Origin of the sequence: Synechococcus sp. RS9909 (assembly GCF_014279595.1) — a bacterium.
GTDB lineage: Bacteria > Cyanobacteriota > Cyanobacteriia > PCC-6307 > Cyanobiaceae > Synechococcus_C.
In genome coordinates, this window is the sequence record NZ_CP047943.1 from 377,012 (window position 1) to 392,861 (window position 15,850).

The window sequence follows — 15,850 nt, forward strand, 5'->3', positions numbered from 1 at the left end:
TGCCGAGATCGATCTGCTGAACTTTATTTCCAGCGAACCCCCCGGTTTCAGGAAAGTTGTCACCCCTGTGATCAGTACACCCGGGGGCTTGAGGACATGACCAATGCGTCGTTACAGCGAGGCTGTAAAGGCTGACGTGAGGAGGCGAATGAGCCCACCGCAGCGGCAAAGCGTGGCCCAGATCTCCGAGGAGCTGGGCATTCACGTGGTGACCCTTTACAACTGGAGGAAGGCATGGCGGTTGCAGGGAGAGGTGGTGCCGGCATCCGAGAAGGAACCAGAGGGCTGGAGCGCTGCCGATAAGTTCACGGTGGTGATGGAGACGGCTGGCTTGAACGCCACCGAACTCAGTGCCTACTGCCGAGAGCGAGGCCTGTTTCCTGAGCAGGTGGAGCGTTGGCGGCAGGCGGCCCAGGATGCCAATGAAAAGCCAGTGCTGACCTTGAAAGAGCAGAAGGAGCTGGAAAAGCTCCGCGCCCAGGACCAACGGGAGATCAAAGCCCTCAAGAAGGAGCTGCAGCGCAAAGAGAAGGCCATGGCGGAGATGGCGGCCCTGCTGGTGCTGCGAAAAAAGTGGGAAGCCTTCTGTTCGGAGGACGCGGAAGGCTGACCAGCGCCGCTCACAGGAAGAAGGCCATCGAGCTGATCAGCGAGGCACATGCCGCTGGCGCGGGTTTGGTGCGTGCCTGCAGCGAGATCGGGATCTCTCTGCGCACCCTCAAGCGTTGGCGCAAGGCCTTGACGGGTGATGACGGTGGTCACGATCGTCGTAAAGGCAGCCCACGCCTGGTCTCCCACAGACTGAGTGAAGAGGAGCGCCAGCGCATCCTGCTCACCTGCAACCAGCCCCAGTACGCCGCATTGCCACCAGGTCAGATCGTGCCAGCACTGGCAGATCAGGGGCTGTACATCGGCTCGGAGAGCAGCTTTTACCGGGTGCTCCACGCCCACGGACAGGTGCACAGGCGCGGTCGTGCACGGCCACCACAGGAACCGCGCCCCATTCCACGGCTCAGGGCCTCAGGCGCAAACCAGGTGTGGAGTTGGGACATCACCTACCTGCCCACCACCGTGCGCGGGATCTGGCTTTACCTCTACCTGGTAATCGACGTCTGGAGCCGCAAGGTTGTGGCCTGGGATGTCGCCGAACGGGAAGATCCAGCGATTGCAGCGGATCTGGTGAGTAGGGCTTGCCTGAGAGAACGGATCAGCAAAGGCAGGAAACAACCTCTGGTTCTCCATGCCGACAACGGCAACGCCATGCGTGCAGCCACGCTGGAAAGCCGGTTGGAGGAACTGGGCGTACTCAGGTCGTTCTCACGGCCACGGGTGTCCAACGACAACCCGTACTCAGAATCCCTGTTCAGGACAGTGAAGTACCGGCCTGATTACCCCCGCAAGCCATTTGCCTCCAAAGAGCAGGCTTGTCAGTGGGTGGCCGCGTTCGTCGATTGGTACAACCACCAACACCGCCACAGCGGGATCAAATTCGTGACGCCCCAGCAACGTCACAATGGCCGGGCTGTGGAGATCAGCCGCCATCGCGCTGTCGTCTACGAGCGAGCCCGACAGCTCAATCCAAGGCGTTGGTCACGATCAACCAGGTGTTGGCGTCAACCGGAGGTGGTCTGGATCAATCAGCCGCCAGATGAACTCAATGAACCAGGGCAGCTACCGTTGATGCAGGCGGCCTGAAAGGCAGCCCAGGAGTGACACCTTTCCTGAAAGTCACCGAACAAGCCCTTCGAGTGGACAGGCCACCACCAGCCCTCAGCTCCGCCAGCCCAAGCTCCCTGCCTGCCACTCAAGGGCAGCGTTCACTCCTCCCCCACTTCAAACGCAACCACACGCTGACTACAAGCCACCACGATCTCTCCCCACCGCTCCCGGCTGACCTCCAGTCTCTCAGGCACCTCCCCTGCAATAGTCCCCATCCTCATCAACTTCTGCCCCCGCGCATACAGCTCCCTCCAGCTGGCCGGCACCTTGATCAGGAAACCCTTATCCCTGAGATAGTGATACACCTCGCCGTTGGCATAGGTACGTGCATAGGGTCGAAAAGAGCCGCGCTCTTGTGAATAGCGACGGGCGGCCTGGATGATTCCGAGCATAGCGATCTGCTCCAGGTCCTCCTTGGGGTGACCGGTTCGGCGGGAGATATTGCCGGCTACGGTGACAGCAATGTCGCGGTGCTGCATCGCCAATTCATTAGCCGCGGCATGAGGATTTGCAGGACGATGCCGACGAGGTTTTGGTGGATAGGCGACGACTCGTGGATAAGGCCGATGTCGCTGATTTGGGTCTGCTGGTTGGCTCATTGATTTACCTCGAAAACACCATCGGCACTGGAGAAGTGCCGTAGCCCCTGCCGCGCCAGAACTGGGCCTCGATCCAGAGCACCCCCTGGCAGAAGGCATCCACCTGGTCGTCGACGCCGCCCCGGGGCGAAAAGGCCAGCAGCTCCTCGATGAGGGAATCGGCCTTGCGGGCAAAGCGCACCTGGCCTGCCTCCACCAGCGGGGCAACGGCGTGGGCCCGGGATGCCTTGCTGCCCTTGGGTGGGATGGCGATCAGCCCCGGCACCTGGCGCTTGAGCAGCTGGCAGACGGCCGGGCCGTTGGCGGCGTCCTCGATCAGCACGGCATTGGGGCGCAGGCCCTGGCGCTCCAAGGAGGCGAGCGAGGCCAGCAGGAACTTGATCACCCCCGGCAGATCCAGCCGCTGGCGGTGGGCCCAGAGCGCCTCAATCTGGAGTTCAGCCCAGGGATCAAGTCCCCCTCCTTCGGCTCCGCGTCCCGCAAGGGTGTCCGTTGAGCTGACACCCCTTGGCGAACCTTGAGCAGCAGCGGCATTGGCCGCCAGCACCAAGCCTTGCCTCCTGGCATCCGCCGCAAGATGACGCTGGGGTTCGAGCAGGCCCAGCAACGCAAAACCGCAGGCGTCGTTCTCCTTGCCTTCCTTGAAGCTCAGGTCGCAGCTCAGCACCAACGGCGCGTAGCGACGGGGCTGGCCTGGAGCGACCGGCAGTGGCGGCTGGATCCAGTCCTTGCGGAACAGCAGACCCTCCGCCGGGCTGGGCCGCTGCTGGTAGAGGGCATTCCACCAGTAGGAACCCAGGCGGGTGCGGATGCGCTGCAGCACCTCCAGCGGCACCCGCTCGGGGCAGAGCGGTTCGCCGGGTTGGCGCCAGTCGGGGACTTTCGTGCAGGTCTGCGGAATCTGCATAGAAATGGCCTCTGGCTCGGCGATGGCCGGCAGGTTGAGCACCGTCCAGTGCTCCGGGTTCTCTTCTGCCTCCTGCTCCAGGAGCCAGGCAGTCATGTCGTGGTGGTCCCAGCGGGTCTGCACCACCACCTGCGCTGCCGGGAGGAGGGCTCCATCGGCTGTGAGACCGGGCTCAGCCCGGGTGAACCAGACGCTCTTGAGCCAGTCGATTAGCCGCTCCCGCTGCAGTGCCGACTTGGCATCTTCCGGCCCCTTGTAGGGGTCGTCGATGATCCCGAGGTTGTAGCCCTTGCCCGTGAACGGACCCTTCACGCCGGCAGCGATGCAGCCGCCCCGCTGGGGGGTGAGCCAGTTGCCGACAGCCGCGGAATCCTTGGAGAGGGCATGACCGGTGATCCGGTAGTAGTGCCGCGCCTCACGGCTATGGGCATAGGCCAGCTCACCCGAATAGCTGGCAATGGCGCAGAACAGTTCGGGGTGGCGGCTCACCCAGTAGGCGGGGAACAGGCGTGAGACCAGCTGACTTTTCCCGTGCCGCGGCGGACAACAGACGATCAGGCGCGTCAGCTGCCCATCAGCCACCTGCTGCAGCAGATCGATCAGGAGCTCGGAGAGCCGGTGGAACTGGAAGCTCGGGAAGGCAGCGCGGATGAAGTCGCGGAACAGCAGCCCTTGGCGGGTCATTGACGCCCGGTCAGGGTCTGGAACACCGAGCAGACCCCAGTCGGCCCAGAGGTCGGTGGCGGGATCCAGCAGCAGCCCGCCATCGGTTGGGACCGTGGCCGTGGCCGACGTGGTGGCAGCAATGCGACCCATCAGCCCTTGGCCTCCGGCGGTTTGATCGGCGCCCGCAGTAGCCCGCCGATCTCGGCGATCACACGGAAGGCGCCCACCGCTGCTGAGAACTGCTCCGCGTCCATCGCCCGACGGGCGCACTCATTGAGGGCAAAGATCTGCTCGGCCTGGTGCCTGCGCCGGTCGGAGATCAGTTCCTCCACCATCCGTTCGCGGGCGAGGTTGAGGTAGCGCGCGACGGTTTTGGTGTTGGTGACCCCCCAGTTTCGGGCAGCATTCTCCCGAATCTGGATGAGCGGAAGTCGCTGAGCGATCCATAGCTGGGCCTCTGCAATTCGCCTTTCCACCTCTTGTTTGCTGGGCCTTGGCGCGAAGGGCTTGGCTTCAGTGGGGTGAGGTGGCTGGCGACATCTCGGGTGCGACTTGCGGGCATTCGCGTTGGTTTTTCCACTGGAGGCGGCTTCCGATGCAGTGGATGTCCAGATCGGACCACCCTCAGGATCTTCAGCATCAGGAGCGCCGCGCAGCGCATGAACGGGATCGTCATGCTCCGCTTCTGCGGGTTGCGAATGTTTGTCTTGTCCGCAGTCAGGATCTGCGGCCATGTCTGAGCGGCATATTTCCCCTCAGTCTATCGCTGTTTGATGACTAATTTTGACGTTTATTGGAGACTATTTGCTCCCTAATGGGGAGGTTTGTTTCGTTTGTAATGCTCTTTCTGCTGTGTCGTCACTGTTGGTGCGCTTGGGCAAAGCAGCGCTTCTGGAATTTCCAGCCGCATTTCCGGCCACCGCTTGAATCGTTAGGGGTGCCGACGACATACCACGTCAAGTCTTTGTCTAGCGGCTGAGGTAGGGCTCCACGGCTCCAGGCAGCTTTGGCCTTTCTTCGGATGGTGCCCTCGTCGTAGTTCATTATTATTGCCAGCTCATTCGATGTATAAATCCGAGGCTCGAGTTCAGGCTGTGCGCAACGATGGTTGGCTTTGGCGATGAGCAGTCCACTGCTCAAGAGCCGATCAAACCCTGGTTGCGTCGACAGTCCTTGTTGATGACGCAAGAAGGCGTGAATCAGGATATTGAGATTCTGGCCATCCTGGGGCCTGTGAGCCCTCTGGCCAAGCTTGTACCAGGCAATGGCGCTTGCAATCCCTTCTTTGGCATCTTCCGAAACCTCATCCGTCGCCAGAAAGTCGTTGAGCATTCTGAGCAAGTGCTTGACCTGTGCAGGATCAGCGAGTGTCTCGGGCTTGAACTCCAGCTCGCCATTGTTTGCGCGTGTGGGGATCAGCTGCGCACGTTTGGCTCGGTCTTGCTCAACGCCGTGATCACTGCTCTTTTCAGTATCGGAATCAACTAAGGCTGAAACCTCGATCGGTGTTGCATGGATCCGCAGCGAGAGATGCAGGCTGCTGAGAGTGTCGAGGTGTCGTGTCAGCGAACTGTGCATCAATTCGCTGGCTTTTAGAGCGGCCTGGGGTAGGACGACATCTGCAACAGAGGCTTTGAGCCCACCTTTTATCGCTTGGATGGCGCTTGCTGCAGAGGGCATGCACTCCAAGAGCTGAGCATGTGGGAAGGCCAGCTCTTGAAGGCGTCTCATCTGTTCGTGCTGCGCCTTCAGAACCGAATCCAGAGCGCTTGTTGTTCCGAAGGCACTCAGTGCCCCGCTCAACTGCGTATCAATCGTCGTTGGAAAGCTGATCCTTGGCGCCAGCCCAGAGATGATGTCGGGCATGCCGAAACCAGAGAGTGCGGCCACGGCTTGGGAAAATTCGTTCCCATCGCCAGAATTGCTTGAGCGGCGCCTCCTCGCCTTGGTGAGGCTGCTCTGATGGCTACGGCTGGTCGTGGCTGGCTCCTGGAGTGTCGCTGCAGGCATGGAGTGGATCGTCATCCGAACCTCTATGGGAGCCAGGCTCATTTGAGACAAATTATAACGATTTTTTCTTATCTGGACTCTCCTGTGTGCACCATCCCTGGTGCTTGATCCCCGACAGCCGGCGCTGGTGGCCCCATGAGTGGATTCGCGCCATCTGAGACTGGTTGGAGATCGGAGGTGAAGATTTGACAAATGGACTCAGCTAAGACCAGTGCTAGGCACTCGGTAGGCATGGCTTCGCTGAGATCGCTTGCCAGATCTCGACTCCAGGCAGTCTCATAATTCGCCTAAGGCGAGTTCGATCCTCGCGACCCCCATTCACCTCACCTGATGCGCCTGCTGCTGCTGCTCGTCTTGCTGGCTTTGCCGGCCTTCTTCGCAGCGGTTGAGGTCGCGCTGTTGCGCTTGCGCCCCAGTCGCGTGCAGGTGCTGAGCGAGGAGGGGGTGGCGGGGGCTCCTTCGGTGCAACGTCTGCAGGGCCGTCTGCGCCGGGCGCTGTTGATGTCGCAGCTCGGTGTCACCCTGTCGCTGGTGGCCCTCGGCTGGGTGGCGCGCAGCATCGCCCAGAGCTGGTGGTCGCCGGCTGCGGCGGCCGGCCGCTGGTGGGATCTGCTCTGGTTCCTGGGGCTGGTTGCAGTGTCAACGCTCCTGGCCGGGTTGTTGCCCCGCGCCTGGGTGCTCAACCGTCCGGAACGGGCGGCGCTGCAGCTCGCCCCGATCCTGGAGGCGGTGATGCGTGTGTTGCGCCCTCTGCTCACCCTGCTCGAGACCTGCGCTTCGGTGTTGCTCCGACTCGTGGGACTGACGCCCCGCTGGGATGCCCTGGTGCCTGCTCTCACCGCCGGAGAGCTGGAAACATTGATCGAGAGCGGTGGCGTCACCGGGTTGCGACCGGATGAGCGCAACATCCTTGAAGGGGTGTTCGCCCTGCGCGACACCCAGGTGCGTGAGGTGATGGTGCCCCGCTCCGGCATGGTCACCCTGCCGGTGAGTGTGCGTTTCGCTGAGTTGATGGATGCGGTGCATCGCACCCGCCATGCCCGCTTTCCGGTGATCGGCCAGTCGCTGGATGATGTGCGCGGGGTGCTCGACCTGCGCCGTCTGGCGGAACCGATCGCTCGCGGGGTGTTGCAGGAGGATTCCCCGCTCGAGCCCTATCTGCTGCCGGCACAACGGGTGCTGGAAACAAGCACCCTGGCGGAACTGCTGGCCCTGATCCGTAGCGGCCATCCCCTGCTCCTGGTGGTGGATGAGCATGGCGGCACAGAGGGATTGGTGACCGCCGCCGACCTCACCGGGGAGATCGTCGGTGATGAGCTGGAGCCTGAGCCCGCCGTACCCGACCTGCAGGCCGTGCCCGATCAATCCGGCGTCTGGCTCGTGGCAGGGGACCTGGAGATCTTTGAACTCAACCGCCAGCTGGGCCTGGAGCTGCCGGAAGCCACCGATCACCACACCCTGGCCGGATTCCTGCTCGAACGCCTCCAGCACATTCCGGCGCCTGGCGAGGCGCTGCGTCATCAGGGGGTGCAGTTCGAAATTCTGGAGATGGAAGGGCCGCGGATTGTGCGGGTGCGCATGGTCCTGCCTGAGGAGCGGGCGCCTTCCTTAGCGGAACCGGTCCAGGATCACCGATAATCTGCTGCGATCCTGCACCTTCGCCGATGACCGACCCCATGGTTCCGGTGAAGGTCGGCGTGATCGGCATCGGCAACATGGGGTGGCACCACGCCCGGGTGCTCAGCTTGCTCAAGGACGCGGAGCTGGTCGGCGTTGCAGATCCCGACGCCAAGCGGGGCCAGCTGGCCACTGAACAGTTCGCGTGTCGCTGGTTCGCGGATTACAACGCGATGCTCACGGAGGTGGAGGCGGTCTGCATCGCGGTGCCCACCCTGCTCCACCAGGCCGTTGGTCTGGCCTGTCTGGATGCCGGCCTGCATGTGCTGATCGAAAAGCCGATCGCCGCCAGCCAGGACGAGGCCGCCACCCTGATCGCGGCGGCCAGCCGCAACGGTCGCCTGCTTCAGGTGGGTCACATCGAGCGCTTCAATCCCGCCTTCCGCGAACTCACCAAGGTGGTGGCCAATGAGGAAGTGGTGGTGCTCGAGGCACGGCGCCACAGTCCCCATGCCGATCGCGCCAACGATGTGTCGGTGGTGCTGGATCTGATGATTCACGACCTCGACCTTGTGCTGGAGCTGGCCAGGGCGCCGGTCGTGCGCCTCGCTGCTGCCGGTGGAGCCAGCGCTGAAGGACCGCTGGATTACGTGAATGCCACGCTCGGATTCGCCAACGGTGTGGTGGCGAGCCTCACCGCCAGCAAGATGAGTCACCGCAAGATCCGCAGCCTCAGCGCCCACTGCCGGGCCAGCCTGGTGGAAACCGATTTCCTCAATCACACCCTTCACATTCATCGGCGCGCCCACGAGTGGTATTCCGCTGATCATGGTGAGTTGCTCTATCGCAACGATGGCTTCATCGAGGAGGTGAGCACCACCTCGATCGAACCGCTTTACGCCGAACTGGAGCACTTCCTGCAGTGTGTTCGCGGCCGTGAAACGCCGGCAGTGGACGGTCAGCAGGCTTCACGCGCCCTGCGTCTGGCCGATCTGATCGAACAGGCCGTCGCCCACCCCGGCATGGGCGTTCCCCTCAGCGAGCCGATCTGATCAGCTCGCGCAGCGCAGCGATCTGCCAGCGGCGGCAATCCGCCGGGGACGCCCGGTAGAAGTGATCCCAGGCTTCCGCCTTGTGGGCTCCGTAAGCACTGGGTTCGATCTCTGGATGGGAGAGCGACCAGCCAACGCGAACGGCATGGCCGATCACTACATCGAGGGCGACGTCATCGTCGATGTGCACGGAGGGGTTGGTGGCCACGAAGGCCATCAGGGAGAGCAGGCATTCGGTGCACAGCTGCCGGTATTCCGGGGCGGGGATCCGGCTGAGCAGGTGCTCCACCAGGGTGGCGAAATTGCGCTCTCCGGCTGTTTTCTCCAGCAGCAGGGCACTAGTGAGCCGGTTGCGACGTTCGAGTTTGTCGCCGATCACCAGGCCGCGGCAGTGCTGCAGCAGCGACCAGATCCCGGCATGGAAATCCTTGGGCACCCGTTGCAGCGAGCCCAGCCGGATGCGGTGTTGCAACCAGTCGCCACCACTGGGCGGTTCCTCCAGGGGCGCCGGAACGGCCCACTGCACCGGGCCACGCAGATGCAATTGTTCGTTGCGCTGCAGGGAGGCGTGGGCCTGGTCCAGATCGGTCAGCACGGCCCGCAGGCGGCTGCCAATCGCGTGGGGTGGTTCGCTGCAGAGAGCTTCAAAGGCTTCGTCCTGACTGCGTCCTGTTTCTGCTGCCAGCTCCGAGGTGAGCATGAGCATCAGCTGTCCGAGCTGCAGCGTCAGCGTGCCGCTGAGCCGCTGCGGTTCCCGTCGGGCAATGCCATCGAGGGCCAGCAGCAGCTCCTGCTGCAGGGCCTGTTCCCGGGTGTCGTGGCCGCAGGTGCGGCGGATCCCGGCGGCGATCAAGGCGCTGGAGAGGGGGGTGGCGAGCAGGGAATCACTGCTGTAGCTACGGCCCACCACCACGGTTTTCTGGCGGGCGAGCAGATCGATCAGGGCATCCTCCAGTTGCGGGTGCACCAGGCCCAGCACACCGGCGCAGCGGCGCACCACATTCCAGTCTTGCTGATTCAGGCCGCGGTGATAGATCTCCTCCAGCAGGCTGCGCAGCTCCACCGGGGCGCCACCGGGCGCCTGAAGGATCGCTGCATCCCCTAGGTGGCGATGCAGCAGTTCCAGCACCTCCGCCTGCTCGCGCAGTGAGGAGCTGCTCCAGAGGCGCTCGCGCAGTTCCGGCAGGGAGATTTCATCCAGCTCCTGTTCCTGGGCGGCGGTGAGATCCTGCAGGTCGGTGGAGGCCTGCAGCAGGGCGGCAGCGCTCGATGCCGCGACGGCGGGCCTGGTGATGGGGGCCTGGGTCGGTTCGGGCAGCAGCAGCCACTGCCCCTGGCTCGCCAGGTCTTCGAGCGGGGCGAGCTGCACGGCCACCCCCTCCAGCTCTCCGCTGGCTAACCGGGTGGCCAGCTGCTGCACACTCTCGAGTCCCCGTTCCAGCAGCGTGGGCTCGATCGGAATCAGCAACAGGGGGGCGCCGGCACCACGCCAGTGGCGCTGCAGCAGATGCAGTTCATTCACCACCGTGTCCACCAACTGTTCGGGGTCATCCGCCAGGTAGTAGGTGTCTTCCTCCAGCACGGCCGGCAGGAAGGCCAGCTGTTCCTCTCCCTGTCGATAGAACCGTGCCGTGGCGGCGGTTTCAGCGCGGAGCGGCGGATGGCCACTCAGCCCGAGGGCCGGGTTCGCACCGAGTTGCTGCAACCGCTCGCTCAGGTGCTCCGATGGCAGCACCCGGATCGGGCCATGGTCTGGGTCGCTCACCGGCAGCCCGAGGCCTTGCAGGCGCTCCGCCACGGCTGATGTGCCGGGAATCAGGGCCACCAGCACCTCTTCGGCGCCAAGGGGCTTGGGCAAGCGGCGGCCACATGGGTCCAGATCCTCCGGGAGGAGCAGGCCGTTGAGCAGCATCTCGCCCAGCCAGGCCAGGCTCTGGGTCCAGAGCAGGGGGATGTTGTCGTTGGCCTGACGGCGCTGACTGCCGGGCGAGCGGCGTTCCAGCTCCACGGCCGCTTCCGGCACCAGGTAGAGCTCGGGATACAGCCGTTGTCCATCCCGGTCAACGGCAAGAACGTTCAGGCGCTCGCGCCAGTGGCACGCCTCCTCCCAGCGTTCTTCGCAGCAGGCGGTGACCAGTTCATACGCGAGGAACAGGGGCCATTCCGACTCGATCCCCTCGAAGGTGGCCAACTCATCGCGCTCGTAATGCAGCCGGCTCACGTCCTCCACCACGGTCTGATGGCCGTCGCGCAGAAATCGTTTGTAGCCATAGGCGCCTCCGAGCAGGCGGCGGATCCGCTCGCAGGTGCGTTGCACCAGCTGGGGATCCTCGACCGCCCAGGCCGGGTAGCCCACCACCGAAAGGCAGGCACTGTCGGCTTCCTTGCTGGCGGATTCGCGCGGCAGCAACCCCTGCAGGGCCCGGCGCAGGCGCACCACCGCTCCCTGGGGAATCAGCACCTGCAGGCTGCCATCGCCATGCACACCGAAAAGGTCGAGACCATCGAGGGCCTCCAGTGCCGCCTTGGCCATGCCGATCGAGCTGGCATTCCGTTCCGGCAGGCCGTGGTTGCCTTTGTCGCCCCGTTCCCAGATGCCGTAGTCGGGAACCCGATAGGCCCGAGCGACGTAGTAGATCAGGTTCTGAATGAAGTCCGCTTCATGGCGGCTGCGCAGCACCGTCAGTCCGCCGCGTGTGAGCTGGGCGAGCTGAAGCAGGAACAGGGAGGTGGCATCCATCTGGAGATGCCCCCAGCCGTCATCGGGCACGACGGTGTCGCCGCTGGCGGTGTCGTATTTGGCGTGGAGAGCATCGAGGGGATCGAGGCTCTGCTTGAACCGCTCCACCTTTTCGGCCTGGCGCATCATCGCGTTCAGCACCCCACGCATCAGGGCCAGCACACGCTGCTCCAGCTCCCACGACCGGCTGGTGTGGCCGTTGTTCAGGCGTCGGTGGGCTAAGGCCAGGCCCCAGACGCACTGGATCGAATACACGCAGTCGCGCACCCAGGCATCGCCGTAATTGCCATGCACGGTGTGGGCCGTGCTGGCGGGCAGCAGGCCGGTGATCGGATGCTGACGCTGCAGCACCACCCGGTCGATCGCCGCATCCAGGCTGTCCAGCAAGGCCCAGCGCTCGTCGTCGGAGCGAGTGTGGGGGCTGAGGGAGGTGGGGGGCGACAGAACCATGACCTCCAGGTGAACCGGATCTAAATTCTCCCCTGAAGCTCAACCGCGGATGGACGCCGTCAGTACCGATCCGTGTGATCAGCACCGCTACCGGGTGCTGGGTGTGGGCGTGGATGCCTGCCGGGATGTGCGCGCGGCCGCCATTGGCCTGCATGCCCGCGGTGGCGGCCAGATCGTCACCCTCAATGCGGAGATGACGATGACGGCCCGGGCCAATCCGGCCCTGGGCGCCGCGATTGCGGCGGCCGACCTGGTGATCCCCGATGGTGCCGGAGTGGTCTGGGCCCTGCGGCGTCAGGGGGTTCGGGTGCGTCGCACCCCCGGCATCGAACTGGCGCGCGCGCTCCTCTCGTATGCCGAAGCTCACGACTGGAGCGTGGCCCTGATCGGTGCGGCACCGGAGGTGATGGAGCAGCTGACGGAGCGCCTGCTCGAGGCGTTGCCGTCCCTGCGCCTGGTGCTGGCGGAGCATGGCTATCAAGCCGCCGAAGCCTGGCCCCAGCTCGAGCAACGCCTGCTGAGCCTGAAGCCCGATCTGGTGCTGGTGGCTCTCGGTGTTCCCCGGCAGGAAACCTGGACTCAACGTCTGCATGCCGGGCAACCAGGGCTCTGGATGGGCGTGGGCGGCAGTTTTGACGTGTGGGCCGGTGTCAAACAACGCGCACCAGAATGGATGAGCCGACTCCAGGTGGAGTGGGCTTACCGACTCATCCAGGAACCGAGCCGCTGGCGCCGCATGCTCTCGCTGCCGGCGTTTGCCTGGCAGGTGTTGCGCCGCGGTGAACGCCGACGACGCTGAAGCTCAGCGGAAACCGACGGAGGCTTGCCACACAAAGGCGAGCAACAGGAAGAAGAGTGGAATGATCGGCAGGATGTCGACCAGAGGCCCGAAGGCCTGATAGGCCTCGGGCAGTTGGGCCAGCAGATCGAGTGTGGTGGCGGCCATCCCGGCGATGTCATGGGCGATGAGCGGACGCTACCACGTGTGATGGGCGGGCGACTCCGGCAGCCAGGGAGCGAAATCCTCTGCAAAACAACCGTCCTGAATCGCCCGTGCCATCGCGGTGGTGAACCGGATCAGATGGGTGAGGTTGTGGAGGCTGAGCAGGGTGAGCCCCAGCAGTTCCTCGCTGCGGATCAGGTGGTGCAGATAGGCGCGGCTGTGGCGTGTGCAGGCGGTGCAGGGGCAGGTCGCATCGAGGGGGGTGTGGTCGTGGCGAAAGCGGGCATTGCGCAGATTCCAGCGTTCGCCGCCCACCAGTGCCGTGCCATGGCGCCCCAGACGGGTGGGCAACACGCAGTCGAAGAGATCGATGCCATGGGCTACTGCCACCGCCATCTCCCGCAGGGTGCCGATGCCCATCAGATAGCGGGGGCGGTCCGCCGGCAGCAGGGGCGTCACCTGCCGCACGATCCGATGCATCTCCTCCACCGGTTCCCCCACACTCACGCCGCCGATGGCGATGCCGGGCAGGTCGAAACCGGCCACGGCGCGAGCGCTCTCCTCCCGCAAACGGGGATAGCAGCCTCCCTGCACGATCCCGAACAGGGCCTGGTCGGGGCGGTTGTGGGCGGCGGCGCAGCGTTCCAGCCAGGCGTGGGTGCGGCGGCAGGCCTCCTCTACATCATGTTCAGTGGCGGGATAGGGGGGGCATTGATCGAAGGCCATCGCCACATCCGCACCCAGGGCCATCTGGATCTGCATCGAGCGCTCCGGTGTCAGCAGGATGCGGCTGCCGTCGCGGGGATTGCGGAAGTCGACGCCGTGATCATCGATCCGGTTCAGGTCGCCGAGGCTGAATACCTGGAAGCCACCGGAGTCGGTGAGTATCGGGCCGTCCCAGGCCATGAAGCGATGCAGGCCACCGGCCTCCGCCACAACGGCTTCTCCAGGCTGCAGATGCAAGTGGTAGGTGTTGGATAACACCATCTGGGCGCCGGTCTCTACCAGCTGGCTGGTGGTCACCCCCTTCACGGTTCCCAGGGTGCCAACGGGCATGAAGCGCGGCGTCGAGACCGGTCCGTGGGGGGTCTGGAAACAGCCGCAGCGCGCCTGGGTGTGCGGGCAGTGGGCGTTGATCTGAAAGCGGAACACGGGCCGGCGGCCACCATCCCTGACCCTACGGTGAACCCCTGCCACCACCTTGGCGCCGTCATCGATGGCCTCCGTTCCGTTCTGGTTGTGCGATCTGGCTGGCGCCTGGGTGTTCTACAGCGTGCTGCCGGCCTGGCCCTGGCTTCAGCCGGGCTTCCGCCGCATCGCCCGTTTCGCGCCCTGGATCGGCTTGGTGATCGGTGTCCTCGCCGGGCTGCTCTGGCTGCTCCTGGAGCGGCTCGGCTGGCCCCCAGCGTCCCGGGTGTTGGTGGTGCTGGGGTTTGAGGCCTGGATCACCGGTGGCCTCCATCACGATGGGGTGATGGACACCGCCGACGGTCTGGCTGCCGGGGAGGGGCGCCGCCTGGCGGCAATGGAGGACAGTCGGGTGGGCGCCAGTGGTGTGATGGCGTTACTGCTGGCGCTTCTGCTCCAGGGCGCGGCTCTGTTGACGCTGGTGGAACGGGCGCCGGCATCGCAGGCGGGACTGCTGCTTCCCGGCTGGCTCGTGGCCGCTGCCTTCTGGGGCCGGTGTGCACCGCTCTGGGCCCTGTTGCGCTTTCCTTATCTCCGTGCCGGCGGAACCGCCGGCTTTCACCGGGCTCAGGCTCGGGGGGGATGGGAGCTGCTTCCAGCTGGATTGGCTGTGCTGCTCGGCCTGGCGCTGGCTTTGCTCCTTCCCCAGACTCGTCTGCTTCTCTGGAGTGTGCCCATGGGCTTGGGGGCGAGCTGGTGGGTGGCGTGTTGGCTGGGGCGACGCCTCGGCGGTCACACCGGTGACAGCTATGGCGCCTGTGTGGTGTGGACGCAGGCCCTCATGCTGATGCTGCTGGCCCTTCTGCCGATGCCGGCGCCGGTTGGGGCAGCCTGAGCACGAAGGCATTGCCCTCCTCCGGCAGAGAGGGATCCAGCTGCCGAGGGCTGCAGCAGAGCCGGAGGCTGCCGCTGCGCTCCTCAGCCAAACGCCGGGCCAGCGCCAGCCCGATGCCGCTACCGGGTCGGTCCTGACTGCGCTGTCCCCGCACGCCCTGCTGGAAGATCCGCTCCCGTTCGGCGGCGGCGATGGCGGGCCCTCCATCCCAAACGCAGATCCAGTCATCGCCCAGCAGCAGTCCAAGCGGCGCGTTGGCTGGGCTGTAGCGGAAGGCGTTCTCCAGCAGGTTGGCGATGATTTCCGCCACCACCTGATCCTCCGGTGCACGCTGGATCGCACTCCAGCCGGGCCAGTCGTCCGGGCCCAACCAGCGCCGCCCCTGGAGTGCCGCCGTGGCGGCGGCCCGCTCGGTCAGGGGCAGCAGCAGGTCTTTCAGGTTCACCCCGGCCCGACCGGGGAGCCCCGGGGGGAGCAGCAGGGCCTGATGGCCCCCGTCGGCGATCACTGGCGTGTCCTTGCCGATGCGGTCGAGGCTGCTGATGTAGTGATCCAGCTGCGCCTGCTCCTCAAGAAGGTGTTGCACCAAGGGGCGATGGCGGCTGTCAGGGTCGAGGCGTCTGAGCAGCAGCTGGGCGTAGGTGCGCAGCGCCGCCAGAGGATTTCGGAGCTGATGCACCAGCAGATGCAGCTGCTCCCGTTGCGCTTCGAGCTGGTCGAGCAGGCGCCGGCGTTCCAGGTCGAGGCTCAGGCTCTGGGCCAGGGCTGCGGCACAGGCCTGAAGGCGCCGGTCCAGGCGTGGGTCCCAGTCGTCGTTGGCATGGCGTTCGGCCCGCAGGGCTCCGAGCAGAAGATCGCCCTGGCGCAGCGGATACCAGCGCCGCTCTGCGGTCGGCGTGCGCAGGGCTGGATCCGACTCCACCGGCGGGAGCTGCCCCTCGACCCTGGGCCATTGCTGCACAGCGTCGAGGCGGGGATCCGCCCCCTGGCTGCCCTGGGCCACATACAGCACCAGTCGCGCCATGGCGGCTTCCCCTTCAAAACTGCTCAGCTGCTGCTGGGCAAGAGCCAGAAACGGTTCGGAGAGAAGCATGGAACCGAAACGTGCTGTCGAACACAGACAA

The 15,850-nt window shown here is 64.9% G+C and carries 14 protein-coding genes; 6 read left to right on the forward strand and 8 right to left on the reverse strand.

Annotated elements, in window-relative coordinates; translation table 11 throughout:
* The first annotated feature begins 148 nt into the window (after positions 1–148).
* On the forward strand, positions 149–610 hold the full coding sequence (locus SynRS9909_RS13875; protein ID WP_007100121.1) for a helix-turn-helix domain-containing protein: 462 nt from the start codon (positions 149–151) through the stop codon (positions 608–610).
* On the forward strand, positions 574–1,695 hold the full coding sequence (locus SynRS9909_RS01770; RefSeq protein ID WP_007100122.1) for an IS3 family transposase: 1,122 nt from the start codon (positions 574–576) through the stop codon (positions 1,693–1,695). The genes SynRS9909_RS13875 and SynRS9909_RS01770 overlap by 37 nt, the downstream gene beginning before the upstream one ends.
* A 122-nt stretch (positions 1,696–1,817) precedes the next feature.
* Here the strand turns inward: SynRS9909_RS01770 and SynRS9909_RS13880 are convergent, their stop codons facing one another.
* The 4 genes from SynRS9909_RS13880 to SynRS9909_RS01790 form a co-directional block, all read right to left on the reverse strand.
* Complete coding sequence (locus SynRS9909_RS13880) at positions 1,818–2,198, reverse strand: sigma factor (protein ID WP_007100778.1); 381 nt, start codon at positions 2,196–2,198, stop codon at positions 1,818–1,820.
* A 124-nt stretch (positions 2,199–2,322) separates the two neighbouring features.
* Positions 2,323–4,041 carry a hypothetical protein gene (locus tag SynRS9909_RS01780; RefSeq protein ID WP_007100777.1) on the reverse strand — a complete coding sequence of 573 codons (1,719 nt, stop codon included), beginning with the start codon at positions 4,039–4,041 and terminating at the stop codon, positions 2,323–2,325.
* Positions 4,041–4,625, reverse strand: a complete 585-nt coding sequence (locus SynRS9909_RS01785) for a hypothetical protein (RefSeq protein ID WP_007100776.1) — start codon at positions 4,623–4,625, stop codon at positions 4,041–4,043. Before SynRS9909_RS01785 ends, SynRS9909_RS01780 begins: the two co-directional genes overlap by 1 nt.
* Before the next feature lie 124 nt (positions 4,626–4,749).
* Positions 4,750–5,943, reverse strand: a complete 1,194-nt coding sequence (locus SynRS9909_RS01790) for a hypothetical protein (RefSeq protein ID WP_007100775.1) — start codon at positions 5,941–5,943, stop codon at positions 4,750–4,752.
* A 288-nt stretch (positions 5,944–6,231) separates the two neighbouring features.
* On the opposite strand from SynRS9909_RS01790, the gene SynRS9909_RS01795 reads away from it, so the two are divergent.
* Positions 6,232–7,539 (forward strand): hemolysin family protein, encoded by a 1,308-nt coding sequence (locus SynRS9909_RS01795; RefSeq protein WP_007100774.1) that lies wholly within the window; start codon positions 6,232–6,234, stop codon positions 7,537–7,539.
* A gap of 26 nt (positions 7,540–7,565) precedes the next feature.
* Positions 7,566–8,570 (forward strand): Gfo/Idh/MocA family protein, encoded by a 1,005-nt coding sequence (locus tag SynRS9909_RS01800; protein WP_007100773.1) that lies wholly within the window; start codon positions 7,566–7,568, stop codon positions 8,568–8,570.
* Here SynRS9909_RS01800 and SynRS9909_RS01805 read toward each other — a convergent pair.
* The gene (locus SynRS9909_RS01805) at positions 8,554–11,760 is read right to left on the reverse strand and encodes a glycoside hydrolase family 15 protein (protein WP_007100772.1); all 3,207 of its coding nucleotides are present in this window, start codon (positions 11,758–11,760) and stop codon (positions 8,554–8,556) included. The genes SynRS9909_RS01800 and SynRS9909_RS01805 overlap by 17 nt on opposite strands.
* A 49-nt stretch (positions 11,761–11,809) precedes the next feature.
* Between SynRS9909_RS01805 and SynRS9909_RS01810 the strand changes: the two genes are divergently transcribed.
* Positions 11,810–12,559 carry a WecB/TagA/CpsF family glycosyltransferase gene (locus SynRS9909_RS01810; RefSeq protein WP_007100771.1) on the forward strand — a complete coding sequence of 250 codons (750 nt, stop codon included), beginning with the start codon at positions 11,810–11,812 and terminating at the stop codon, positions 12,557–12,559.
* 3 nt (positions 12,560–12,562) lie between these two features.
* On the opposite strand, the gene SynRS9909_RS01815 is transcribed toward SynRS9909_RS01810, so the two are convergent.
* Together SynRS9909_RS01815 and tgt are read right to left on the reverse strand one after the other, a co-directional pair.
* Complete coding sequence (locus SynRS9909_RS01815) at positions 12,563–12,706, reverse strand: photosystem II reaction center protein K (RefSeq protein WP_007100770.1); 144 nt, start codon at positions 12,704–12,706, stop codon at positions 12,563–12,565.
* 30 nt (positions 12,707–12,736) lie between these two features.
* Positions 12,737–13,855: a tRNA guanosine(34) transglycosylase Tgt gene (gene tgt / locus SynRS9909_RS01820; RefSeq protein WP_007100769.1), complete on the reverse strand. Its 1,119-nt coding sequence runs from the start codon at positions 13,853–13,855 to the stop codon at positions 12,737–12,739.
* Positions 13,856–13,919: 64 nt separating this feature from the next.
* Here tgt and SynRS9909_RS01825 point away from each other — a divergent pair, with 64 nt between their 5' ends.
* Complete coding sequence (locus SynRS9909_RS01825; RefSeq protein WP_007100768.1) at positions 13,920–14,726, forward strand: adenosylcobinamide-GDP ribazoletransferase; 807 nt, start codon at positions 13,920–13,922, stop codon at positions 14,724–14,726.
* On the opposite strand, the gene SynRS9909_RS01830 is transcribed toward SynRS9909_RS01825, so the two are convergent.
* Entirely contained in the window at positions 14,671–15,819 is a 1,149-nt protein-coding gene (locus SynRS9909_RS01830) for a sensor histidine kinase KdpD (RefSeq protein WP_007100767.1), read from the reverse strand. The two genes, SynRS9909_RS01825 and SynRS9909_RS01830, sit on opposite strands and share 56 nt — an antisense overlap.
* Between the last annotated feature and the right edge of the window lie 31 nt (positions 15,820–15,850).